Annotated in this window: 17 protein-coding genes and 1 tRNA gene; 12 read left to right on the top strand and 6 right to left on the bottom strand. The window is 53.4% G+C overall.

The genetic code is table 11. From position 1 onward, the window contains the following. Window positions 1–11: 11 nt before the first annotated feature. Together WKK33_RS03635 and dapF are read right to left on the bottom strand one after the other, a co-directional pair. Entirely contained in the window at window positions 12–1244 is a 1233-nt protein-coding gene (locus tag WKK33_RS03635; protein WP_337932529.1) for an LL-diaminopimelate aminotransferase, read from the bottom strand. Between the two features lie 208 nt (window positions 1245–1452). Next, window positions 1453–2301: a diaminopimelate epimerase gene (gene dapF / locus WKK33_RS03630; RefSeq protein WP_337932528.1), complete on the bottom strand. Its 849-nt coding sequence runs from the start codon at window positions 2299–2301 to the stop codon at window positions 1453–1455. A gap of 326 nt (window positions 2302–2627) precedes the next feature. On the opposite strand from dapF, the gene asnB reads away from it, so the two are divergent. The 3 genes from asnB (at window position 2628) to WKK33_RS03615 (ending at window position 7042) form a co-directional block, all read left to right on the top strand. After that, window positions 2628–4331 (top strand): asparagine synthase B, encoded by a 1704-nt coding sequence (gene asnB / locus WKK33_RS03625; protein WP_337932527.1) that lies wholly within the window; start codon window positions 2628–2630, stop codon window positions 4329–4331. A gap of 336 nt (window positions 4332–4667) precedes the next feature. After that, window positions 4668–6716, top strand: a complete 2049-nt coding sequence (locus tag WKK33_RS03620; RefSeq protein WP_337932525.1) for a TonB-dependent receptor — start codon at window positions 4668–4670, stop codon at window positions 6714–6716. After that, complete coding sequence (locus WKK33_RS03615; RefSeq protein ID WP_337932523.1) at window positions 6713–7042, top strand: heavy metal-associated domain-containing protein; 330 nt, start codon at window positions 6713–6715, stop codon at window positions 7040–7042. Before WKK33_RS03620 ends, WKK33_RS03615 begins: the two co-directional genes overlap by 4 nt. A gap of 376 nt (window positions 7043–7418) precedes the next feature. Here WKK33_RS03615 and WKK33_RS03610 read toward each other — a convergent pair whose 3' ends face one another. After that, window positions 7419–8231: a hypothetical protein gene (locus WKK33_RS03610; RefSeq protein WP_337932521.1), complete on the bottom strand. Its 813-nt coding sequence runs from the start codon at window positions 8229–8231 to the stop codon at window positions 7419–7421. Between the two features lie 247 nt (window positions 8232–8478). Between WKK33_RS03610 and WKK33_RS03605 the strand changes: the two genes are divergently transcribed. From WKK33_RS03605 to WKK33_RS03590, 4 genes are read left to right on the top strand one after another with little or no spacing between them, the layout of a single operon-like run. Next, window positions 8479–8970: a sigma-70 family RNA polymerase sigma factor gene (locus tag WKK33_RS03605; protein ID WP_337932519.1), complete on the top strand. Its 492-nt coding sequence runs from the start codon at window positions 8479–8481 to the stop codon at window positions 8968–8970. Further along, on the top strand, window positions 8967–9404 hold the full coding sequence (locus tag WKK33_RS03600) for a hypothetical protein (RefSeq protein WP_215759454.1): 438 nt from the start codon (window positions 8967–8969) through the stop codon (window positions 9402–9404). Before WKK33_RS03605 ends, WKK33_RS03600 begins: the two co-directional genes overlap by 4 nt. A 14-nt stretch (window positions 9405–9418) precedes the next feature. Then, the gene (locus WKK33_RS03595) at window positions 9419–9868 is read left to right on the top strand and encodes a DUF6108 family protein (RefSeq protein ID WP_337570144.1); all 450 of its coding nucleotides are present in this window, start codon (window positions 9419–9421) and stop codon (window positions 9866–9868) included. Between the two features lie 14 nt (window positions 9869–9882). Then, a complete protein-coding gene (locus WKK33_RS03590; RefSeq protein ID WP_287770299.1) occupies window positions 9883–10740 on the top strand; it encodes a hypothetical protein in 858 nt (285 codons plus the stop codon). Between the two features lie 417 nt (window positions 10741–11157). On the opposite strand, the gene WKK33_RS03585 is transcribed toward WKK33_RS03590, so the two are convergent. Then, window positions 11158–11231 (bottom strand) — tRNA-Asn (locus WKK33_RS03585). Between the two features lie 215 nt (window positions 11232–11446). Here WKK33_RS03585 and WKK33_RS03580 point away from each other — a divergent pair. Further along, window positions 11447–12790, top strand: a complete 1344-nt coding sequence (locus tag WKK33_RS03580) for an MATE family efflux transporter (RefSeq protein WP_337932518.1) — start codon at window positions 11447–11449, stop codon at window positions 12788–12790. A gap of 765 nt (window positions 12791–13555) precedes the next feature. Here the strand turns inward: WKK33_RS03580 and WKK33_RS03575 are convergent. Then, entirely contained in the window at window positions 13556–14878 is a 1323-nt protein-coding gene (locus WKK33_RS03575) for a DUF4421 family protein (RefSeq protein WP_337932516.1), read from the bottom strand. A gap of 300 nt (window positions 14879–15178) precedes the next feature. On the opposite strand from WKK33_RS03575, the gene WKK33_RS03570 reads away from it, so the two are divergent. Together WKK33_RS03570 and WKK33_RS03565 are read left to right on the top strand one after the other, a co-directional pair. Continuing rightward, window positions 15179–15862 (top strand): DUF4476 domain-containing protein, encoded by a 684-nt coding sequence (locus WKK33_RS03570; protein WP_337932514.1) that lies wholly within the window; start codon window positions 15179–15181, stop codon window positions 15860–15862. A 265-nt stretch (window positions 15863–16127) separates the two neighbouring features. Continuing rightward, window positions 16128–17762 carry a beta-N-acetylhexosaminidase gene (locus tag WKK33_RS03565; protein WP_337932512.1) on the top strand — a complete coding sequence of 545 codons (1635 nt, stop codon included), beginning with the start codon at window positions 16128–16130 and terminating at the stop codon, window positions 17760–17762. Between the two features lie 171 nt (window positions 17763–17933). Here the strand turns inward: WKK33_RS03565 and WKK33_RS03560 are convergent, their stop codons facing one another. Then, a complete protein-coding gene (locus WKK33_RS03560; protein WP_337932510.1) occupies window positions 17934–18839 on the bottom strand; it encodes a tetratricopeptide repeat protein in 906 nt (301 codons plus the stop codon). Window positions 18840–19118: 279 nt separating this feature from the next. Between WKK33_RS03560 and WKK33_RS03555 the strand changes: the two genes are divergently transcribed. Together WKK33_RS03555 and WKK33_RS03550 are read left to right on the top strand one after the other, a co-directional pair. Continuing rightward, window positions 19119–20753, top strand: coding sequence for an ABC-F family ATP-binding cassette domain-containing protein (locus tag WKK33_RS03555; protein WP_215759445.1), 1635 nt, complete (start codon window positions 19119–19121; stop codon window positions 20751–20753). Window positions 20754–21254: 501 nt separating this feature from the next. Continuing rightward, a complete protein-coding gene (locus WKK33_RS03550) occupies window positions 21255–23351 on the top strand; it encodes a hypothetical protein (RefSeq protein WP_337932509.1) in 2097 nt (698 codons plus the stop codon). The last annotated feature ends 146 nt before the right edge of the window (window positions 23352–23497 follow it).

The raw sequence follows: 23497 nt of genomic DNA, 5'->3' as shown, positions 1-23497 counted from the left end.
GTTATTCTCTGTTACTTGTTCATCCACTTACGGATTCGCTCCATGGCCTCAATGCAGTTGGCGCGATCGCCGAAGCTGGTGAGTCGCACAAAGCCCTCGCCCGATGGACCGAAGCCCACGCCCGGCGTGCAAACGATCTGTGCTCCGTAGAGCAATTCCTCGAAGAACTGCCAGGAGGGGGTGTTGCCAGGGGTCTTCACCCAGAGGTAAGGAGCGTCGGTTCCACCATAGACCTTGAAGCCCAACTGGCTCAACGCCTCATGCATGATGCGGGCGTTCTCCATGTAATAGTTGATGGTTGCTTGCGTTTGTCGCTTACCCTCGGGTGTGTAGATGGCCTCTGCGGCGCGCTGCGATATGTAGCTGGTGCCGTTGAACTTGGTGGATTGGCGGCGCAACCAGAAGGGATTGAGCGGCAGGCGGTTGCCGTCCATGGTGGCTGCGGTGAGCTCCTTGGGCACAACGGTGTAACCGCAACGCACTCCGGTGAAACCGGCTGTTTTCGAATAGCTATGGAATTCGATGGCCACCTTGCGGGCGCCACGGATCTCATAGATCGAATGGGGTATGTTCTCATCGCGGATGAAAGCCTCGTAGGCTGCATCGTAAAAGATGATGGAATCGTTGTGGATGGCATAATTGACCCACTTGCGCAACTCCTCGCGAGTGATGACCATGCCTGTGGGATTGTTGGGATAGCACAGGTAGATCATGTCGACACGATGGTCGGGAATGACCGGAATGAAGTTGTTGTCCTCGGTGCAGGGCATATACGTGACGTTGCTCCAATGTCCGTTCTCAAAATAGCCCGACCTTCCGTTCATCACATTTGAGTCGACGTAAACTGGATAGATAGGATCGGTTACGGCCATGGAGTTGTCCCACCGCACCAACTCGCCGATATTTCCCGTGTCGCTCTTAGCTCCGTCGTTCACAAAGATCTCGTCGGGGTCGAGGTGCACGCCTCGCGGCAAGAAGTCGTTCTTCACAATGGCCTCACGAAGCCAGAGGTAACCCTGCTCGGGACCATAGCCATGAAATGTATCCTTGTGCGCCATGTCGTCGACAGCCTTATGCATCGCCTCAATGACAGCGGGGCAAAGCGGCTGCGTAACATCACCAATGCCCAGGCTGATAACATCGGCCTTCGGGTGGGTAGCCTTGAAAGCATTCACCTTCTTGGCTATGTCGGCAAAGAGATAGTTCTTCTGTAGCTTTAAGAAATGCTCGTTGATTAATGCCATATTACCTATTCCTTTTATGTTGTTGTAAGTCCGTGTTGTCGTTGTCCTGATGGTTTGCCACGACGGCGTGCAACTTCCGCCATTGCAACCTGCGACTTCCGCCATTACTTCTTGCGACTTCCGCCATTGCAACCTGCTACTTCCGCCATTGTGGCGAGCAAGCTATTCCTGCGAAGCAAGCGTTCTACCGACCGCGCCTTCTGGCCAATCAGCCCATTGGGATGTCGCCTTCGAAGACAAATGCGGCCGGGCCTGTCATATAGATATGGTCGTCGTTGGCCGACCATCGGATGTCAAGCGTACCACCATCCATGAGGACGGCGGGATGGCGCGAAGCCAAACCGAGGCTTGCCGCGGCGGCTGCCGTGGCGCAAGCGCCCGTGCCACAAGCCTGGGTGATGCCGCTGCCACGCTCCCAAACCCTCGTGCGGATCTGGTCGTTGCCCACAAGCTGCGCAAACTCAATGTTGCAACGCTCGGGGAACGCCTCGTCTCTCTCTAACAATTTGCCGGCTCGGGCAATATCGAGTCCTTCCATTCTGTCCACAAATATCACGTAGTGGGGATTGCCCATCGACACAAACTTGGCCGCGACAACATGTCCGTCGAAGTCGGCCGGCAGTTTGATTTCAGCTCCGGTGTACTGCTCGAGCTGCTCGAACCGCGGCTCCAGCATGTCGACTGTAACACTCTCCACCTTGTCGTCAGCCGTGATGTGCAGTTGCAAGACCTTAACTCCCGAGAGTGTTTGCAGCCTGATGACAGGCTTATGAAACACGCCCTTCTCGTATAAGTACTTGCCTATGCAGCGACTGGCGTTGCCGCACATCATCGCCTCCGAACCGTCGGCGTTGAAGATGCGCATCGAAAAATCTGCTTGTGTGTTGTCGTGAGGTCGGCCGATCAATACCAATCCGTCACTTCCGATGCCCGTATGGGGACGGCTCCAAGCTATGGATTGGGCTGCGGGATTGGGCACATCATATAAAGAGGTGTCAACGTAAATATAGTCGTTACCCGCGCCATGCATCTTTGTGAAGTGAACTAACTGTGTCATTTTGCGTCAAATTATAACGTTTCAATCAACCTTTTGTCTGAAATACGTTGCAAAGGTAAAACAAAAAGTTAGGATATTCGTTACGCAAACACAGTTTTCTACCTTTTATTTTAGTTAAAATACGAATTTGAAAGCATCAGCCATTGCTTTGCAAGCAATCTGTAAGGCTACAATCTACAAATGCTTACACTTTGGCGAAAAACACAAAACCAAACTTTCAAATAGTAGCTATTATTAACATAATATTAGCAAAACGTCGTACTTTTGCGCCTACAACATAACAAAAAGAAAGCAATATTGCTTATTAACTCACAACTTTAACAACCATGTGCGGAATAGTAGGAATATTCAATATCCAGGAGCAGACCCCTGGTTTGAGACAGAAAGCATTGCGAATGAGCCAGAAAATCAGGCACCGCGGACCTGACTGGAGCGGCATCTACACGGGCGGATCGGCCATCCTTTGCCACGAACGCCTGAGCATTGTGGACCCCGAGTCGGGACGTCAACCGTTGTTCTCGCCCGACAAAAAGCAGGTGTTGGCCGTCAATGGCGAGATTTACAACCACCAAGCGCTGCGCGCTGAGTTTGCCGATTACCAGTTTCAGACCGGTTCCGACTGCGAGGTGATCCTGCCCTTGATGCATAAGGGCGACATCGTGGATGGCCTAAACCGCCTCTCGGGCATCTTTGCCTTCGCGTTTTACGACCGCAACGACGACTCGTTCCTCATCGCCCGCGACCCGATAGGCGTCATACCACTTTATATAGGCTACGACAACGACGGCACGGTCTATGTGGCTTCTGAGTTGAAAGCCCTCGAAGGACAGTGCGATCGCTACGAGCCTTTCCTGCCTGGGCATTACTATTGGAGCAAGGACCCTGGCATGAAGCCCTACTACAGCTTCACTGGCGAGGGCGGCGCACAAGGTTTCAAGGATGTGGAATTTGAAGGAAAGCCCGTGTCGGAACTGAGCTACAACGATAGCGTGCGAGCCGTGCGCAAGGGCCTCATGGACGCCGTGAAGCGCCAGTTGATGAGCGATGTGCCCTACGGCGTGCTGCTTTCGGGCGGTCTCGACTCGAGCGTCATCTCAGCCATCGCCGAGAAATACTCGGCCAAACGCATTGAGAACGATGGAGAGACGGCCGCTTACTGGCCACGCCTCCATTCGTTTGCCGTGGGCCTGAAAGGCGCTCCCGACTTGGCCAAGGCCCGTTTGGTAGCCGATCACATTGGAACCGTGCACCACGAGATCAACTATACCATCCAGGAAGGTCTCGACGCCATCCGCGATGTCATCTATTTCATCGAGACCTACGACGTCACCACAGTGCGCGCCTCTACCCCCATGTACCTGCTGGCGCGCGTCATCAAGTCGATGGGCATCAAGATGGTGCTCTCGGGAGAGGGCGCCGACGAGATCTTCGGCGGATACCTTTACTTCCACCGCGCACCCAACGCCACCGAGTTTCACAAGGAGACGTTGCGCAAGCTCTCCAAGCTCCACCTCTACGACTGTCTTCGCGCCAACAAGAGCTTGTCGGCATGGGGCATGGAAGGGCGCGTTCCGTTCCTCGACCGCGAGTTTCTCGACGTGGCGATGAGCCTCAACCCCGAGTACAAGTTGTGCCCCGGCCACACCATTGAGAAGAAGATAGTGCGCGACGCGTTTGCCGACCTATTGCCCGAAGAGGTGGCATGGCGACAAAAAGAACAATTCTCCGACGGAGTGGGCTACTCGTGGATCGACACGCTGAAGCAGATCGCCGCGAGCAGTGTGAGCGACGAGCAGATGGCGCACGCCGCCGAACGGTTCCCCATCAACCCACCCCGCAACAAGGAGGAATACTGCTATCGTTCCATCTTCGCTGAGCATTTCCCGAGCGACTCAGCCGCCCGTTCAGTGCCAAGCGTGCCAAGCGTGGCGTGCTCCACAGCCGAAGCCTTGGCTTGGGACGCCTCGTTCAAAAACCTGAACGACCCCAGCGGTCGCGCCGTGAAGGGCGTGCACGAGCAAGCTTACTAATCCAAAAACAATACAACCAATTGCCTTTTACCCAAAAACCAGACGAGTCGGTCAGTCACCATAGGCTCACTCGTCAAACAACGCGAGGCACCCTTAGCGGCCATTCATGGCAGCAAGGGTGCCTTTACATGACAGCAGGAACCAACATAGGTGGCAACAAGAGAGCCTTCGCATGACAGCAGAAACCAACATAGGTGGCGCATACATAAATCATTTCCAAAATATTGTAACACGACAGACGCTTTCGTGTTGTAAATTTGCAACCGCAAACACAAATAAGCCATGAGTGGCGTAACAGCCTTTCGCGCCCCACGCAACCCCAAACATCATGACAATATGACACACAACATCCGCAAATTACACACTGCCGCCATCTGCATGCTGGTTCCCGCCTACGCCATGGCGCAAGCGCCCAGCAACAACCATGCCACGCCTGCCGACACCCTTGGGCACGCCACACAGCTCCACGAGGTCGTCGTAAGCAAAGGAATGATGACCTCACGCCGCCTGTCGGGAGCAGAAAACTCACTTTACATCGGTCGCGACGAACTGTTCAAGGCAGCTTGCTGTAACCTTGGCGAGAGCTTCGTCACCAATCCCAGCGTCGACGTGAACTACAGCGACGCCACCACAGGCGCCCAACAGATCAAGCTCCTCGGCCTGAGTGGCACCTACGTGCAGCTCCTCACCGAGGCGCAACCCGCCTACCGGGGCACCGCCCTGCCCTACCAACTCAGCTACATACCAGGCAATTGGATGAAGAGCATACAGGTGTCGAAAGGCAACTCGTCGGTGAAAAACGGCTATGAGGCCATGACCGGACAAATCAATGTGGAGTATCTGAAGCCTGAGGAAGACACCGGCGCCGACCTCAGCGTTTACGGCAATACGATGACCCGCCTCGTGACCGACGCCGACGCCAACTTCCACATCCGAGGAAACAAGAACCTCAGCACCGAACTGCTGGGCCATTTCGAGAACAACTGGAGCCACCACGACGGCAATGGCGACGGTTTCCAGGATGAGCCCAACGTGCGACAATACAACCTGCAAAACCGTTGGTACGCCAAGGCGGGCCGCTACCTGTTCCACGGCGGCGTGGAAATGATCCACGAGAAGCGGTCGAGCGGTCAGGTGGAAGGCCACGCACAAGCCATGAAGGACATGGGACTGTACCACATCGGCGTGGAGAACAACCACTATGGCGCCTACATGAAGCACGCCTTCATCACCGACGCGGCCCACGGCGGCAACCTTGCGCTCATGGGGCGCATGTCGATGCACCAGCAAGATGCGGACTACGGTCTACGGACCTACAACGTGAACGAGAAGAACGCCAACGCCCAACTGATGTACGAGACAGGCATCGGATCCGACCATAACCTGTCGGCCGGACTGAGCCTGAACTACGACTACCTTCACCAAGACTACAACCTCGGCGACGCGCCCGCCCGCTTGATCGTGAGCGAGACCACCCCCGGCGGTTACGCCCAGTACACCTTCAACCACCACAACCGCCTCATCGCCATGGCCGGCCTGCGTGTGGACCACAGCAATGTGTACGGCACGTTTCTCACACCGCGTTTCCACCTGAAATGGCAAGTCAACAACGTTCTCACCCTTCGGCTGAGCGCCGGCAAGGGTTACCGCTCGCCCCACCCTCTTGCAGAGAACAACTACCTGTTGGCAAGCGGTCGGCAGATAGTCGTGGACGAGCCTCAGCAGGAAGCCGCATGGAACTATGGCACCACCATTGCGCTCTATGTGCCCGTGGCCGGCAACACCCTGAAGATCAATGCGGAATATTACTACACCCACTTCACCCGCCAACTCGTTATCGACTACGACAGCGATCCCCACACGTTGCACCTCACCAACCTCGATGGGCGCAGCTATTCGCACACCATCCAAGTGGACGCCTCCTACCCCGTGGCCCAAGGGTTGGACGTTACAGCGGCCTACCGCTACAACCTCGTGAAGTCGACGTATGGCGGCCAACGCCTGTGGAAACCGCTGCAGAGCCGCTACAAGGCCCTGGTGAGCGCCTCCTACCACGACCCGTTGGAACTCTGGCAACTGGACGCCACCTTGGCCCTCAACGGCGGCGGCCGCCTGCCCCGCCCCTACACCACCAGCGACGGCACGCCCTCGTGGGGCACCCACTTCAGGGCCTACGAGAACCTGACCGCCCAGGTGACGCGCCACTTCCGCCATTTCTCGCTCTACATAGGCGGCGAGAACCTCACCAACCACAAGCAGAAACAGCCCATCATTGGCGCCGACAACCCCTGGGCCCACACCTTCGAGCCCACACTGGTCTACGCTCCCATCACGGGCATCACTGGATATATAGGCATAAGAATTAACATAGGACACAGATTATGAGAAAAGTTATCATGACGCTGGCCATCGCCCTGATGGGTGTGGCAGTACAAGCAAAAGACATCAAGACCGTCATCTTCACCACCCAGCCACAAATGCACTGCGCCAGCTGCGAGAAGAAGATCAAGGGCAACCTCCGCTACGAGAAGGGCGTGAAGCGCATCGACACCAGCGTGGAGCAGCAGAAGGTCACGGTGAAGTATGACGCCGACAAGACCTCAGCCGAGAAGTTGCAGAAAGCATTCAAGAAGTTTGGCTACGAGGCTCGCCAGGTGAAGGCCGACGAGAAGGTGGAGCGCGAGGCATCACAGGGTTGCAGCAACATGTAAGCCTGAGTTCCTGCCTCGTACCATTCAACAAAGGGCGTGTCATTCCCCAAACGGAATGACACACCCTTTGTGCGATTGTGTCCCATCTCTTTATTTTTTGGACAGGAACATCTTTATTACTAAAGCCAATAGGGAAATGTACAAAGTGGAAATCAATATAATTTCTACAAAGCTTAAATCAAACGACTCTCGCAAGACCTTACCTAAAAAAATAAAGACTAAGACGCTCAATAAAGGAAGAACTTCATGCTTCCTTTTGCAATCACGAGCATAAATCGCCACTATCGTTAAAGACAAGACTATAATAGTAATTATACAAAACACCATGCTTATATAAGTTCTAAAATACTTACATTAAATATAGGATGGCAAGAAATCAAAATTTTCCACCACTTATCAGATTCACTGCACTACCGACTATAGCTCCTCTTACAGCATCCCTCGCAAAACTAGTGACTACCCCACCTGGACCAAACACAAAACCACTAAAAGCTGCTCTGACAAAAGCTGCTCTTCCGAAAATACCAGATATTGCCCCGGAAACATCCGCTCTGCACACCGAACCTGCAGACGCTCCCCGAGTTTTGTTTGTATTTGCATGAGCATTGTATATATTTGTTGCTCTTCCAATTGAACTAATTGCAAGTAAAGTATGTCTTAATGTGTCATCGATGTTGATGTCTTCGTGTATTGAATTATCCAAATCATCGAAAATAATATTTATCTGTACAGTATCGTACATTTCCCTATCGCAGACATCATATATTCTTTCAATATATTTTTTTCCTTCTACTGGAAAAGCCATAATAAGGCTATCTGTCAAATGATCAACAGTTGCCCTTGTTTTGGCCAATCTTGTTTTCATACCAATATCAAATCCATTATCAATAGATCTAAAGGTGCTATCTATTTCGACCTTTTCTACCGGTGTCTCCTCGGAATAATTTGACACTTGGTGATAATGTCTATTCGTAAATTCCTTCGTAAATTCCTTAATATTTCCAATGCTTACGTTCTGAGCTTTTACAGAATCCATAGCTTCATTATGAAGCTGTCCAATGAACAGGTATGGATTCTCAAATGTAGATGCAGAAGACTTAATCTCTAAATGCGAAGTGTCATCTTGGGTAGAGCAAGCCGTAAGGAACATTGATCCTATAGTTGCTAAAAGCAGGAAGATTCTTTTCATTGTCAGTTTAGTTTTAATTGGTACTTAAATTTAGTCAGTTGCAAAATTAAAGTTTGTTTCAAAAAAAGACAAAGACAAACAAACTTTTTATCCAAAAATACGCATTATTTGAAAGAATAACCTATGAAACGTCTCATGTTCAATATGGGAAAGTTGTTAATGATGTGTAGAAAAAAAACAAAAAAGTGCTTGTTTTCATGTCACAATCCACCTACCTTTGCGTATTATAAGCGAACAAAAGAAAGAAATGACGCCCGAAGAATTCCAAAACGAAGCAGCCCACCTGCGCCAGAGCCTGGTAAGCGAAGCCATGCAATATGTCCGCCGCGCCGACGTGGCCGAGGACATTGTACAAGACTGCCTGGTGCGCCTATGGGACATGCACGGCGACCTGCGCTCCCCCATGGCTGCGCTGGCGAGGGTTGTAACCCGCAACCTCTGCCTCGACTTCGTTCGCCGCACGCCCCACACCGAGGACGTGGCGCAGCTCCCCCAGGTCGACGAGGCCGACGGAACCGCCGAGCGCCACGAGGCCGTCGACCGCATGATGGACATCGTTACGGAGCTGCCCTTGGTGCAACAAACGGTGCTTCGCATGCGCCACATCGAAGGGCGCGACATGGCCTACATAGCCCACACGCTGGGCATGAACGAGGCCACGGCCCGCAAAGCGCTCAGCCGAGCGCGCATGGCCGTAAGAAACGAATATGTGAAACGCTATCAAGAAAAAGCAATATGAATGAGACTAAAGCAACACAGCTGATCGATAAGTTCTTCGAGGGTGCCACCACGCTCAGCGAGGAGCAACAGTTGTACGACTATTTCACGTCGCCCAACGTCGGCCCCGAGCTCATGCCTGTGCGGCAGATGTTTCTCGACATGTGCCAGTTGCAAGGTTGCGAGCCCACGCCCAAGGCCCAGGTGGCCACGCTCAAGCCCCGCCGCCGTTGGCGTCGCATCGCCGCAGCCGCCGCCCTCGTGGCCACGGCGGGCATCATCGCCACGCTATGGTTCAGCCAGCGCAACACCAGCGACTATGAGATTGTGGCCTACGGCGTGCGCCAGACCGACCGCGAGACGGTGATGAACGAGGTGGAACGCACCCTCGGCGACGCCAAAAGCGCCGCACCCAATGTAGGGGCTGAACTGAAAGACGCATTCGGACAATACTAAAAATACCATATATCATGAAACTCAAATTCGTCATATCACTATTGCTAACCCTGTCGGTGACCCTGGGCCACGCCCAATCGGCCAACCTGAAGGTGAACCAAATATTCGACGGCAAGGTTGTTCCCAAGGAGCGCATGGTGCTTACCAGGGTGAAGGGACGGTCGCTCAGCAAGTATGGCCTCACCTACTATCGCAGCGCACGCTTCGTGGCCACGCGATGGGAGCGCGACCAGTGTATCGCCATCGTGGAGAACGACATGGCCAACAACAGGCTTGGCTCATCCACGAAACGGTCGGAAAAGCACACGTCGATCACCCTCATGCTCAAACCGCAAGGCACCACCAACCGCTTCATTAGCTTCGTTTGCTCCAAGGAGAGCAACAACCAGTACAACACCATCGTCATCTACATGGAGGGAACGGTGAAGAACATCGCCGAACTCAAGAAGAGAATAAACAATTAAAACGCAACATAAAAATGAAAACAATGATTCTCATGGCAGCCCTGCTGACCGCCTCGATTGCACAAGCCGCAGAACCCGACGACACCGTAACGGTGTACAACGCCCATAAGGTAACCGTTGTGAGCAACGACTCACTGCTCCAAGTGGAGGTCGACGGCACCGACCGACAGCCCGACTACCACTACCAGACCACACTTCGCAACACCGACGGCAACTACGAGAGCACGTCTGTCACGGGCGACCTCTTCAGTTTCGGGTTTGGCAACAAGTTTAGCAAGAAGCGCGCACGCCGCCCCTTGTACGACTCTGAGTTCCACGTGTTCCTCGGTTTCAACGGTGCCACAGGCAACAACGATGTGGTGAAGACCAACCTTTGGGGCGGCGCCAACATCGGCATGTACGTAGACTGGGGCATACACCCTTGGCGCGACGGCAACCGTTTCTCCTTTGGCTGTGGTGTGGAATGGAGCAACTGGCGCATGACCAACCGCAACCAGTTTGTGAAGGCCAACGACGGAACGGTATCGGTAGTGCCGCTGCCCGAGGGCGCCGACCCGAAATTCTCGCGCGTGAAGACCTTCAGCCTCATCTTCCCCATCATGTACAGCTACTCGAAAAAAGACTGGGGCTTCTCGCTCGGTCCGGTCATCAACTGCACCAGCCACTCGTCTGTCAAGACGCGCTATCGCCTCGACGGTGAGAAACACAAGGACAAGTACAAGGACCTTCACCACAACCCGGTCACCATCGACCTTATGGGCACCATCACCACGCCCGTTGTCAACTTCTACGTGAAGTACAACCCTTGCAACATCCTCGACACCGAGTATGCGCCCAAGTTCCAAAGCGTGTCGTTGGGATTCATGATTTAACCCCAATCAGTCATTAGACCGAAATAGGTAAAATTGTAGGTTGTTATTGATTCTTTCCAACTCTTGTCAGCGTTTCTTTCGGCATCTTGCTTCCATTCGCGTTTCGACATAGCCCGCTATGCCTTCAACGCGACTGTCGCAACCTGCTCGAAACAAACACTAACAAGAATTGAAATCTAATGACCGATTTGGGGTTAACCCACCACAAACACACCATTTCTCCACATTCTCTCTTCCCTGCCACCTCCTCGGCGCCCCCATCGGCGACAAACCAAGGACTTGGCAGGGATTTTTTGTGTCGACGAAAGGGTTGGCAAGCACAAACAAGCACTGAAATCTAATGAGCTATTTGGGATAAACGGCAAGTGACAAAAAAATTAAAGGAGCTAAAGTTTTGAACTTTAACTCCTTTAGATGCGCTCCAGGATGGGCTTGAACCAACGACCCCCTGATTAACAGTCAGGTGCTCTAACCAACTGAGCTACTGAAGCTTGATGTGTAATCCATTTCTGAATTGCGGTTGCAAAGGTAGGGACTTTCTGTGAAACCACCAAACATTTCGAGAGATTTTTTATCAAAAAAGTGATTTTTCATTGTTTTCACCCCCTTCGAGGGCCTTTTAGGGGGTATATATGGATAAAAAGCACTAATTTTGCACCCTTGAAATCGGGCACCGTTACGCCACACATTCATCCTAAACAAGAACATGAAATTTTATCCATACCATTACCGATCGCTTCTCTCCCTGGGTCTGCCCATCATGATTGGGCAGTTGGGAATGATCATCCTGGGCTTTGCCGACACCATGATGGTGGGGCACCACAGCACCACGGAGCTGGGAGCGGCCTCGTTTGTCAACAACATCATGAACCTCGTCATCATCACCGCCACGGGCTTCTCCTACGGCCTCACGCCCATTGTGGGCGGCCTCTTCGGACGAGGCGAACTGCCGCAGGCGGGCAATGCGCTGCGCTGTGCGCTCCTGGCCAACACCCTGGCGGGCCTGCTGATGATGGTTGCGCTGGTGGTGCTCTTCTTCAACCTGGGCAACATAGGCCAGCCCGACGAGCTAATGCCCTACATGCGCCCCTACTACCTCGTGCTGTTGGCCTCGCTGCCCTTTGTGATGTTGTTCAACGCCTTCAAGCAGTTTACCGACAGCATCACCGAGACGCGCACGTCGATGTGGATTCTGCTCTCGGGCAACCTCATCAACATTGTGGGCAACTACCTCCTTATATATGGTAAGGCCGGGCTGCCCGAGATGGGCGTACTGGGCGCCGGTGTGGCCACCCTGCTCTCGCGCGTGGTCATGGTGGGCCTGTTTCTCGCCGTGTTCTTCATGCGCAAGAGCATGCGCCCCTACCGCGAGGGTTTCTGGAGCCTTGGCTGGCCACGCCAATTGATACGCCGCATGTTCACGCTCGGCACACCCATCGCCCTTGAGATGGGCATGGAGACGGCTTCGTTCTCGCTGTCGATCATCATGGTGGGATGGCTCGGCACCATCGCCCTGGCCTCCCATCAGGTGATGAGCACCATATCGCAGTTTACCTTCATGGTGTATTACGGGCTGGGGGCCGCCGTGGCTGTGCGCACGAGCTACTTCAATGGCCAGCGCGACCACAAGAACATGCTCCACACGGTGACGGCGGGCTTGCACGTCATGGTGGCGCTTGAGCTGGTGCTGAGCGGCATCATCTTCTTGCTGCGCAACCATATCGGCGGTTGGTTCACCGACTCGCCCGAGGTGTCGGCCACGGTGCTCACGCTCATGTTGCCGTTCTTCATCTATCAGTTTGGCGACGGTTTGCAGATCAATTACGCCAACGCCCTGCGTGGCATAGCCGACGTGAAACCCCTCATGATCATTGCGTTCATCGCCTTTTTCATCATCTCGCTGCCCGTGGGCTACCTGTGTGGCTTTGTGCTCAAGTTTGGCTTGGTGGGCGTCTGGATGGCGTTCCCCTTCGGCCTTACCTCGGCGGGCATCATGATGTGGTGGCGGTTCAGGCAAATGACCCAGCGCCAACCCACACCGCGCGCATAGGCCAACGGCCTTCCATCTTACCCGCACCCGCCCTACGGTACAAACGGCCCGTAAGGCGGGTGCTTCCTTTTTTACCTTATGGCAACGCCACTTGTTGGGTTATTTGGCCAAAAAGTTGTGTCGTGATTTTGCGTGAACCAGAGTGCCGGCCCGCCGTTTTTTCCCCATTTTGTCGCCGAAACCGCCCGGCGCGTTTGCCGTTAGCCATGTATCGAGTTGCCAAACATGCCAAACGGTGATGCGAAAGACCATGTATCGCATTGCGGAAAGCCATCTTTCGCATCACGAAAGGCCATCTTTGGCAAGGCAAAATGCAGAGCACGATGCGTAAAGCGCGGGGCTAAAAACGTAAAGCGCTGAATATTAGGAGATTGCGTAAACTCGCTGAGAATGGCGTATTTCGGCCAAACATTTCCGTCGTTGAAAAGAAGTGTGTAGTTTTCACTATAGTTTGTTGCGATATTTACCGCAAGCCACGAATGGCGACAGGGGCTCCCAAAGCGTCAAGCAAGGAGTGGATGGGGATGCGCCAACCATCGTGTCGGATCACAAAAGCTATGGGGTGCGCACAGGAGTTTTGTGATCTGACAGGGCCGAAAAGTAGGAATTTTGTGATTTCACATCCTAAAAACCATGGAATTTTGTGATAAACAGAGGTTAAAACCATGGAATTTTGTGATTTTTCGACTCAAATCCATTGGAATTTTGTGATACTGTCTTATCTTTTCTCCATTAAATGTTCTACCGTTACCGACATTAAAACCCTCAGAACCTGAAGCCGAAGAAGGCTCTCACCCGCCACTTGTTTCTCATGACCTGCAGGTGGTCGTCGTCGCCGGCCACCGAGTAGTTATAGATGGCTCGGGCGCCCATAAACTTATTGCGCCACGAATAGACCACGGCACCTCGGCAGGTAACGATGGCCGAGGGGAAGTGGTACTTCATGTTGGTGCGCTCGGTGGTGGGTTCAGCGTCCTCGTCGCTGGCGTCCTGTGGCTGCGTCTGCTTGGTGTAGTCGTGCGAGTAGACGGTGAGGGTGGGCAATGCCGAGAGGTGGAAGAGCCAATGGGGCCGCGCCACCAGGTTGTAGCCGTAGCCCGCGCCCACGGCAAACTCGTTGAGGCGGATGGTGGTGTTGCCCAATGTGGTCTTCGAACCGTCGAAACTGGCGCCCACCATCCAACTGCCGGCGCTTCGCCTTTGTATGTAGCTCTGGCTGAAGGCGGCGGGGAAAGAGAACCGGCGGTGGTTGAAGGCGTAGTAGAAATTAAGGTTGAGCGCTTTCTGCGACACCTGTCCGCGGTCTATGTCGATTCGCTCGCCTCCCATCTCCTGATGGCCATGATAGGTTTTCGAGGCGAGGTAAACCACGTCGAAGCCATAGCGGTTGCTGTAGGAGTTGAGGTTCAGCTCATAGTCCTTGCTCTTGCCCACGAGCTTGGCGGGGTTGACCGCCAGGCTCAGGCCCAGTCCGCGGTAAGCCACCGCCATGCTGAGCGTGCCCCTGAATTCGGCCAACAGGCGGGTGCGGTTGGTTGCGTCCTCCGTCTTGGCGCGCGTTTCCATGTGGGCGCCCGACAGGTTGCCGTTGAACTTCACCGTCCACCGCGCGTCGGGACGCGTGATGTAGGCCGTGTCGTATTTCACCTTGCGGTAGTTGGCGGCCAGGAGCGAGTCGCCCCGGAAGAGCAACTTGTCGTAGCGCTCCAACTTCATGCGGCGCTTGGCATAGCGGGCCATAAACTTCTGTTTCTTCTTCTCGCTCATGTTGCCCTTCCTCACTTCCTCCATGACCAGCGAGTCGCCCCATTGCAACATGTGGCCCTTGTCGGCCGACTGTCTCAGCATGAGCCGCAGGCTGTCGGCGCGCAGCAGTATCTCGCGCAGCGTCTTTCGGGGCTTCTTGTTTTGGGCCACGCTGCATAGCGGCATGGCCAACGACATGACCAGGAGGAGCAATCCCACCCGCAGGACCATGCCTGGCCCCGCGCAGAAGGGGCGAAAGAGGCTTCTCGCTTGTCTGAATGTCGCAGTCTTGAGGGCGCCATGGGCGTTGCCGCGCGTGTATGTCGATCTGTTGCTTGCCATGTTGTGTAATGATAGTTGATTACAAAGTTACATATTTTGCGTTGTTTCCGCAGGCAAAAGCGACAAAAAATCTACATGTTGGCCGTTTGTTTTTAGCCCAAATCGGCCATTAGATTTCAATTCTTGTTAGTATAACATCCTACTATTTTCCCAATTTCGGCCTAATAACCGATTTGGGTTGAAGGTCATAGGGATTCCCCACCCCATCCATAGGGATTTGCACCTTGCGCTTTTTCGACAATTGCGCTACCTTTGCAAGCGAATCATAAAACCATAATCCCTCTCAAAACCACATAGCGTATGAAGAGAAATGAATGGATGGCGCTTATCGTCACAAGCTTTCTGATGCTGGCTATATGCATGTCGGCATCGGCCAACACCTATAATAACAACAAGACCGTGGAGCGTGGCATGACCAAGCGCGCGGTGATGCACCTTCTGGGCAAGCCCAAGATGCGCAGCTTCGACGCTACGGGCGACAGATGGGAGTATGTCAAGAATGAGTTGAGCCCCTTTAAGCCGACCGAGCTCATCACGGTGGTGTTCGACCGAAACGAGCAAGTGGTGGCCTATTATAGCCGCACGCCTGACAGCAACACCAACCGCCCCTTATACCCGGTGCTTCCCCCTTACGGCGACGACATCCTCCCGGATGGAACGGACCACTATAACGGGCCACTGAGCGACGACGCCTTCAACGTGCTCTATGGCAAGGTGCAGAAAGCGAGCTTCGCCGACAACAAGCTCGACCTGCTGGAGGTGGCCTGCCTGGGCTACAACTTCTCGTGCGCACAAACGGCGCGCATCATCAAGCTCCTCTCTTTCAGTAGCGACCAACTGAAGGCCCTTAGCCTCATGGCGCCCTACATCGTAGACCCGCAAAACGCCATCGACATTTACAACGTCTTCTCGTTTGAGAGCGACAAGCAAAAGGCCGCCGAGATCATAACCATAAGCACCAGCCAAGCCAACCGCGCCTACTAATCGCCCCCAACGGGCGTTCTGCCATGCGGCGGCCACCACGCCACATCACACTTCTTACATCACCATATAACCCTAAAGCGTGAGCCGTCGCCAACGATGGCCCACGTTTTTTATGCCTTCGCTTGTCGCCCTCCACAACGATTTCTGCCGTTTTGTTTGGCTGCAAACGGTATTTTTCATAATTTTGCTTGTGGCTTTGATGGGCGATGGGCGCCATCGGGCCCTGCTACCTTGATCCGTTGCAAACAACTATTAATCATTCGATATGAACAAAAGATTCTTGATGGTGCTCCTGGCGGCTTTTATGTCGTTTGCAGGAGCCATGGCGGCCGACGACAACCGTGTGGCCGATTACAACGTGATACCTTTGCCTCAGGAGGTTACGCTCACACAGAAGGGGGCTTTCGTGCTGACTGGCGCCACACCGATCGTCTACCCCAAGGGTGACGAGCAACTGAAGAATGACGCACAGTTTCTGAGCGATTACATTGCCGACGTTACCGCATTGAGGCTCACCACCACCTCGGCAAAGGTGAAGAACGCCATCACCCTGCGCCTCAACAAGAAGGTGCAGGGCAAGGAAGGCTACGTAATTACGGTCGACAAGAAGGGGGTTGTGATCGAGGGCGCCACGGCAGCCGGCGTGTTCTACGGTGTGCAGACGCTTCGCAAGTCGATCCCCGTCGACAAGTCGCTGACCGAGGTAACGCTTCCCGGCGTGGTGCTGAAAGACGCTCCACGGTTTGGTTACCGTGGTGTGATGCTCGACTGCGCTCGCCACTACTTCCCCGTGAAGTTTGTGAAGCAGTTTATCGACCTCATCGCCATGCACAACATGAACGTCTTCCACTGGCACCTCACCGACGACCAGGGATGGCGCATCGAGGTGAAGAAGTATCCCGACCTGGCCAAGATTGGCTCGGTGCGTGAGAAGACGGTGCTGGGCCACAACTCCGACGTGTTCGACGACACGCCCTATGGGGGCTACTACACCCAGGAGGAGGCTCGCGAGATCGTGAAGTACGCCGCCGACCGCTTCATCACCGTCATTCCCGAGATCGACATGCCGGGGCACATGATCGCCGCGCTCGCTGCTTACCCCGACATGGGTTGCACGGGCGGTCCTTATAAAGTGAGCCCGATTTGGGGCATCATGCCCGATGTGCTCTGCCTCGGCAACGAGAAGACCTACCAGTTTTGCGAGGATGTGCTGAGCGAGATGATGGACATCTTCCCCTCAGAATACATTCACCTCGGTGGCGACGAGACGCCCAATGTGCGCTGGAAGGAGTGCCCCAAGTGCAAGGCGTTGATGGCCAAGGAGAACCTCACGCCGGGCAAGCTGCAAGGCTATTTCACCAATCGCATCGAGAAGTTTGTGAACAGCAAGGGCCGCCGCATCATCGGTTGGGATGAGATTCTCGACGGCGACATCAACCAAAGCGCCACCATCATGAGTTGGCGCGGCACCGCTCCGGGCGCCCGCGGCGCCAAGATGGGCCACGACGTCATCATGTCGCCTTCGTCGCACGTCTATTTCGACTACTATCAGACCCGCCAGGGCGAGTCGCAATGGGAAGAGCCTCTGCTCATTGGCGGCAACCTGCCCATTGAGCGCACCTATTCGTTGGAACCTGTTCCCGAGGGAGCCGACGCCGAGACGGCCAGCCACATCATTGGCGTGCAGGGCAACCTGTGGACCGAATATATCGCCGGTCCGTCGTTGGCCGAGTATCAGGTGTTGCCACGCATGGGTGCCCTCTCGGAGGTGCAGTGGCGCCCACAGGGCCAGAAAGACTTTGAGAACTACAAGGTGCGCCAAACCAGGATGCTGAAGCTCTACGACGCATACGGCTTGGTTTACGCCAAGCACATGTGGAAGCGCGACAAAAAGAAGTAAACACACAGGATAGGAATCTTCCTAAACTATTGATAAAAGCCAGCGTGGGCTTTCGGGCAAGAGGGGTGCAAGTATGCGCATCCTCTTGACTCGAAAGCCCACGCTGTGGTTAAGATAGTTCTTTCCCGCAAATCAGAATAAATCCCCCCTAATAATTCACCTGTTTCGTTCTTATGACCGATTGGGGGGTACGGGCGGAGCCGTTGGATATTCGTTGTAAAACACCTTGTAGGGGTCCATCTGCTGCATTTTCTGCTTGATGCTCTCCTCTATGCCTTCTGTGGAAACCGGGCCGTTGCTCTCCATCTCGCGGGCGTAAGCCTCATCGGCGTTGGCGCCTTGGCTGTCGCCCAACGCCTTGCGAACCTCGCCACGCTCACGGTAAGCCTCGATGGAGAACGGGTTGGCGTCGATCACCTTGCCGTATGACGCCTCGGCCTCCTGAAGATTTCCCAAGGCTTTCTCCACACGCGCCGTCAGCAGCAACACGTCCTCGTTGCCGTCGATATGCTCGTTGAGGTAGTTGGCGTCGAGCGCAGCCTTGTCGGGCTCGCCGCTCTCCAACAGCACATTGCCACGCAACAATCGGGCCGAGTCGAAATCGTCGTGCAGGTCGATGGCCTTGGTGAGCAGGTCCACGGCCTTAGCGGCGTCGTCCAGTCCCTTGCAAGCCTTGGCGTACATGAAATAGGTGTTGGCGTTCTCCTCGTCGAGTGGAAGTGCCTTCTGGCAAGCCTCAGCCATCATGGCGTAGTTTTCCATCATATAGGCCACCTCGGCCATGCGCAGCCACACCGCCACGTTGTCGGGCTCGGCCTGCGAGATCACCTCCAGTTGCCCGTAAGCCTTCTGCAGGTCGCCCGTGGCGATACAGGCCCGCGAAAGGTAGTCGCGGCACTCGAGGTCGTCGGCGTTGAGCTCAAGGGCGTGGTCAAAACACTTGGCGGCATACTCAAACTGATGCTGCTGGAGGGCGCGCACGCCGTCGTATTTGAACATCTCGAAATTCTTTTCTTCCTCTTGTTTGGGGTCGGTAGGAGCATCCTGAACGCCAAACAGCTTCTTTAAAAAGTTCATGTCAATCGGATTGTTTCGGTTTGAATTCTTATTTGTTGATGCGAAGTTAGCACAAAACCCTTAAACGAAAGAATCTTTCACCCCATTTTTTCATTCCACCCATGCCACAAGGCCCCACCCATGCCCGAGGGTCACCACAGGCTGAGAGCAATGGGGATGCCGCACGGGAGCAAAGGATTGGGAAGTTACGGGGCCGTGAGGTTTCTGGCATTATGCGTGGAAATCCGGATAAAATTGCCTAATTTTGCAGCGTTTTTACCATAAGCCCAAGAAACAAGTATGATTTCAGTTGATGGACTGACCGTCGAGTTTGGCGGCACCACCCTATTCAAAGACATCTCCTTCCAGATCAATGAGAAGGACCGTATAGCCCTCATGGGTAAGAATGGCGCAGGCAAGAGCACCCTGCTCAAGATCATAGCCGGCGTGAGAACGGCCACAAGGGGTAGCGTTTCGGCTCCGAAAGATTGCGTCATTGCCTACCTGCCTCAGCACCTGATGACCGAAGACGGGCGAACCGTATTCGAGGAGACGTGCCAGGCATTTGCCCACCTCCACGAGATCCAGGCTGAGATCGACCGCATCAACAACGAGCTCACGACGCGCACCGACTACGAGAGCGACGATTACATGCAGCTCATCGAGAAGGTGTCGGTGCTCTCCGAGAAGTTCTACGCCATCGACATGACCCACTTCGAGGAAGACGTGGAGAAGACGCTCCTCGGACTGGGCTTCGAGCGCACCGACTTTGACCGTCCCACCAGCGAGTTCTCGGGAGGGTGGCGCATGCGCATCGAACTGGCCAAGCTGTTGCTCAAGTCGCCCGACGTGCTGTTGCTCGACGAGCCCACCAACCACCTCGACATCGAATCGATAGGATGGTTGGAAGATTTCATCTGCAACAGTTCGAAGGCCGTCGTCGTCATCAGCCACGACCGCAAGTTTGTGGACAACATCACCACACGTACCATCGAGGTGACCATGGGACGCATCTACGACTACAAGGCCACCTACAGCCAATACCTGGAGCTGAGAAAGGAGCGCCGAGAGCAGCAGATGAAGAAATACGAGGAACAGCAGAAGATGATCGCCGAGACCAAGGAGTTTATAGAGCGATTCAAGGGCACCTACTCCAAGACGCTACAGGTGCAGAGCCGCGTGAAGATGCTCGAGAAGCTGGAGCTCATCGAAGTGGACGAGGAGGACACCAGCCACCTGCGACTCAAATTCCCACCAAGCCCACGCAGCGGCGCCTACCCCGTGCAGATGAGCGACGTGGGCATGACATTCGGCGACAAGAAGGTGTTTGGCGGAGTGAACCTCACCGTGGAGCGAGGCGACAAGATAGCCTTCGTGGGACGCAATGGCGAGGGTAAGTCGACGCTGGTGAAGTGTATCATGGGACAACTGCAGCACGAGGGCAAGCTCGAGCTCGGCCACAACGTGCAGATAGGCTACTTTGCGCAGAACCAGGCCTCGCTGCTCGACGGAGAGCTCACCGTGTTCCAAACCATCGACGATGTGGCCAAGGGCGAGATACGCAACAAGATACGCGACCTCCTCGGCGCATTCATGTTTGGAGGCGAAGACTCCACGAAGAAGGTGAAGGTGCTATCGGGCGGAGAGCGCACCCGACTGGCCATTCTCAAGCTCCTGCTGGAGCCCGTGAACCTGCTTATCCTCGACGAGCCCACCAACCACCTCGACCTCAAGACCAAGGATGTGCTCAAGCAGGCCCTGCAAGACTTCGACGGAACGCTCATCGTGGTGAGCCACGACCGCGATTTCCTCGATGGTCTGGTGAGCAAGGTCTACGAGTTTGGCCATGGCCGCGTACGCGAACACCTGTGTGGCATCTACGAGTTCCTCGAAACGAAGAAGATGGAGAGCCTGCAGGAACTCGAAAGAAAATAGCCTCATCCCAGGCAGGCTGGCAAACGCCAACCTTCACCTTCCTCGCTACAGGAAAAACATCGGTCAAGCAAAGCCCCACCAATCCCTTCGTTGGTCGGCCTTCGCTTGACCGATTGTCATTGGGGGCCATGCCACCCCAAACGGTTCTTCATATTCCTCCTGCCGACCCATAGCTCTTGCCGACCCGAAAGCGCATGGTGCCCACCAAACCAACCACGCCTAACCCGACCAAAGACGAAGAATTGCAACGGCCGCTCTCACACGAGCGGACAGAATAAGCCTCTTATCGCCGGGGCTGCTGTGAGACCAGCCAACGACATTCCGCCTTTTTGCCCCAACCCGAGCTTAGCATTTCTTATCACAAAGACTGGCGAAATAGATAAGGATGGATGTCATGTTATGGTTAAGAACCGTTAATAACTGTTGATAATCCTATACCTTATTCGTTAGTCTAATAAGCCCCAAGGAAGATATTGGGGTGAAACAAAAATTTGATTGCTTATGAGATATCTCTTAATTCAAATCGCACTCTTGCTATTCGGCAGCATCAGCTTTTGCCTTACCCTTGATGCACAAGTAAAAACAAAAGACTCTTTATCCATACAATTAAAGGAGGTGGTGGTTGAGGCCGACCAACAAAACATATCAGCCTCTGTTTCAACATATTTCCCCACTTCAAAACAGAAGAACGCCTCACAAAGCGGAATAGATTTACTGAACCGTATGGCGATTCCTCAGTTGGCACTTGGAGCAGGCACAACGATAAACACCGTGGGCAACAGACCTGTAGCCGTGTTCATAGACAGGCTTCCTGCTACTGCCGATGATTTAAAGAACATGAGAACTACCGATGTCAAAAAGGTTGAATATTATGACTATCCATCCGACCCAAGATTTCTTGGTAATGCACATGTTGTGAACTTTGTCATGAAACGGTATGAATATGGAGGATATTTAAAGGCTTTAGGCTCGGAACGCTTTATAGCCAATGACGGTCAGCTTAACCTTTTTGGTAAATTCCAGTCAAAGAGATTTACCTTTGATTTGGGATTGGGAGCTTCGTATAGTAAATCGACACATGATTTCGCAGAAAGCTTCGAGACCTACCGACTTCCTCAGAATGACGGCTCGGAAAATACTTTCAGACGGACAGAATCGGTCATAGCTGCCGACAGACACAACAGATTATTGTGGCCTACCCTGAAAGTTGTCTACAATACCGATAAAATCACTATCAGCAACATTGTCGGAGCAGCTTTCGACCATACGCCTATCAATAACACTACGGGAACTGTCGGCATTAATCCCGACAATATAGACTTGATCAGTTTCGACAAGAATGAAGCCATGCGTCAGAACTCTCTGTCATATTCGGGCAACTGGAATTTCATCCTGGGAAAGAGAAATACAATCAACTTCTACCCCGTCTACTCATATACCCATTCTCGGCAATCAAGCCTTTATAGGGAGGGGACAGCTGAATTTCCAAATTATGCCGAGGACGATTCTCATTCCATCCGCGCCAGACTGCAGTTCAACCACTCGTTCGGCAACTATGGAAATCTGAAGATCTTCTGTCAGGGTCTGTTTTACAGAGCTTCGACAAGATATTCAGGAACTACAGACATGTACGACCGACTCACTACATACCGTATAGGTCCGGGATTGGGTTATTCATTTTCAAAGAACAAATACTATATATATTTAGGTGTGGGATACAATTACGACCACTCGAAGTATAGACAAACCATCGAACATTCCACCCAACCTTGGGCGGACGCATCGGTTCAGTACTCGTTCAACAATAAGAATTATATCTCAGCCGTATTTCATTACATGACCTCCGTGCCACTCTCGTCTTACCGTAGCGAAGCTGTCGTACAGTCAGACCCGTTGATGAGCTATACCGGCAACCCTGCCCTTAAGCCCTACAAGAGTTTCGACTATGGCATAACTTACACCTGCATACCGAACAACAGTATCAGCTTTTCAGTCTATGCCACTGCATGGTCGGTACGCGACCGATACGCCTTTGTATATACTCCATCCTCAACCGGAATATTACGAACAATAGAACAGCCTATGGGCGGTTTCACATCATTGACAACGGGAGCCTACGGACGAGTGAGGCTGCTACAAAACAGATTGCAGATTGCAGGACAAATAGCAATGCCTTTCTGCCATAACGGCGAACCTTTCAACTCGGATCATGTAGATGTGAACTACTCGCTGCAAGCTTATTGGTATTTCGGTGGATGGAATATAGGTGCTCAATATTTCTCAGATAAGAGTGCACCGGGAAGTGAAATAAATGGATTATGGACTAAACATAAAGAAACCTACTCCTTGAGTATAGGATGGGGAAACTCATCATGGAATGTATTGGCCCAGATTGCAAATCCATTCACATGGAGCTGGAAGAATTCAAGCAATGAGATGAACAGCAGGTATTTCGACCGAAAGCAGTCTGGTTATGGCGTGGATAGTCATTGCTATGTAAAATTGGGCGCTTCTTATGTGTTCGGCTTCGGCAAACACGTAAAACAAAACAATGAGGCTTCACGGCAAAATGGTGCCGGGTCGGCGATATTGGAATAATGCAAATGAACAAGGGCTAGCGCATGTTTCATTGGTCATAATACGCTACAACATACTTGCCTCAATAAAAAGAACACTCGACTATGACACTATAGGAGGACTGTTCGGTGACATGTATCTCGGAGTACACGAACTGACGGTGGTTG

The organism is Hallella sp. (assembly GCF_037460745.1).
In the GTDB taxonomy this organism is placed as follows: domain Bacteria; phylum Bacteroidota; class Bacteroidia; order Bacteroidales; family Bacteroidaceae; genus Prevotella; species Prevotella faecis.
This window is presented reverse-complemented; position numbering and strand designations above follow the sequence as displayed.

What these genes read in the sequence shown, in the direction of transcription:
- dapF (WP_337932528.1), bottom strand. Translation starts at nt 2,301, where the DNA reads ATGACACAGTTAGTTCACTTCACAAAGATGCATGGCGCGGGTAACGAC.
- WKK33_RS03635 (WP_337932529.1), bottom strand. Translation starts at nt 1,244, where the DNA reads ATGGCATTAATCAACGAGCATTTCTTAAAGCTACAGAAGAACTATCTC.
- WKK33_RS03575 (WP_337932516.1), bottom strand. Translation starts at nt 14,878, where the DNA reads ATGGCAAGCAACAGATCGACATACACGCGCGGCAACGCCCATGGCGCC.
- WKK33_RS03615 (WP_337932523.1), top strand. Translation starts at nt 6,713, where the DNA reads ATGAGAAAAGTTATCATGACGCTGGCCATCGCCCTGATGGGTGTGGCA.
- WKK33_RS03590 (WP_287770299.1), top strand. Translation starts at nt 9,883, where the DNA reads ATGAAAACAATGATTCTCATGGCAGCCCTGCTGACCGCCTCGATTGCA.
- WKK33_RS03570 (WP_337932514.1), top strand. Translation starts at nt 15,179, where the DNA reads ATGAAGAGAAATGAATGGATGGCGCTTATCGTCACAAGCTTTCTGATG.
- WKK33_RS03550 (WP_337932509.1), top strand. Translation starts at nt 21,255, where the DNA reads ATGAGATATCTCTTAATTCAAATCGCACTCTTGCTATTCGGCAGCATC.
- asnB (WP_337932527.1), top strand. Translation starts at nt 2,628, where the DNA reads ATGTGCGGAATAGTAGGAATATTCAATATCCAGGAGCAGACCCCTGGT.
- WKK33_RS03605 (WP_337932519.1), top strand. Translation starts at nt 8,479, where the DNA reads ATGACGCCCGAAGAATTCCAAAACGAAGCAGCCCACCTGCGCCAGAGC.
- WKK33_RS03580 (WP_337932518.1), top strand. Translation starts at nt 11,447, where the DNA reads ATGAAATTTTATCCATACCATTACCGATCGCTTCTCTCCCTGGGTCTG.
- WKK33_RS03565 (WP_337932512.1), top strand. Translation starts at nt 16,128, where the DNA reads ATGAACAAAAGATTCTTGATGGTGCTCCTGGCGGCTTTTATGTCGTTT.
- WKK33_RS03555 (WP_215759445.1), top strand. Translation starts at nt 19,119, where the DNA reads ATGATTTCAGTTGATGGACTGACCGTCGAGTTTGGCGGCACCACCCTA.
- WKK33_RS03620 (WP_337932525.1), top strand. Translation starts at nt 4,668, where the DNA reads ATGACACACAACATCCGCAAATTACACACTGCCGCCATCTGCATGCTG.
- WKK33_RS03600 (WP_215759454.1), top strand. Translation starts at nt 8,967, where the DNA reads ATGAATGAGACTAAAGCAACACAGCTGATCGATAAGTTCTTCGAGGGT.
- WKK33_RS03610 (WP_337932521.1), bottom strand. Translation starts at nt 8,231, where the DNA reads ATGAAAAGAATCTTCCTGCTTTTAGCAACTATAGGATCAATGTTCCTT.
- WKK33_RS03560 (WP_337932510.1), bottom strand. Translation starts at nt 18,839, where the DNA reads ATGAACTTTTTAAAGAAGCTGTTTGGCGTTCAGGATGCTCCTACCGAC.
- WKK33_RS03595 (WP_337570144.1), top strand. Translation starts at nt 9,419, where the DNA reads ATGAAACTCAAATTCGTCATATCACTATTGCTAACCCTGTCGGTGACC.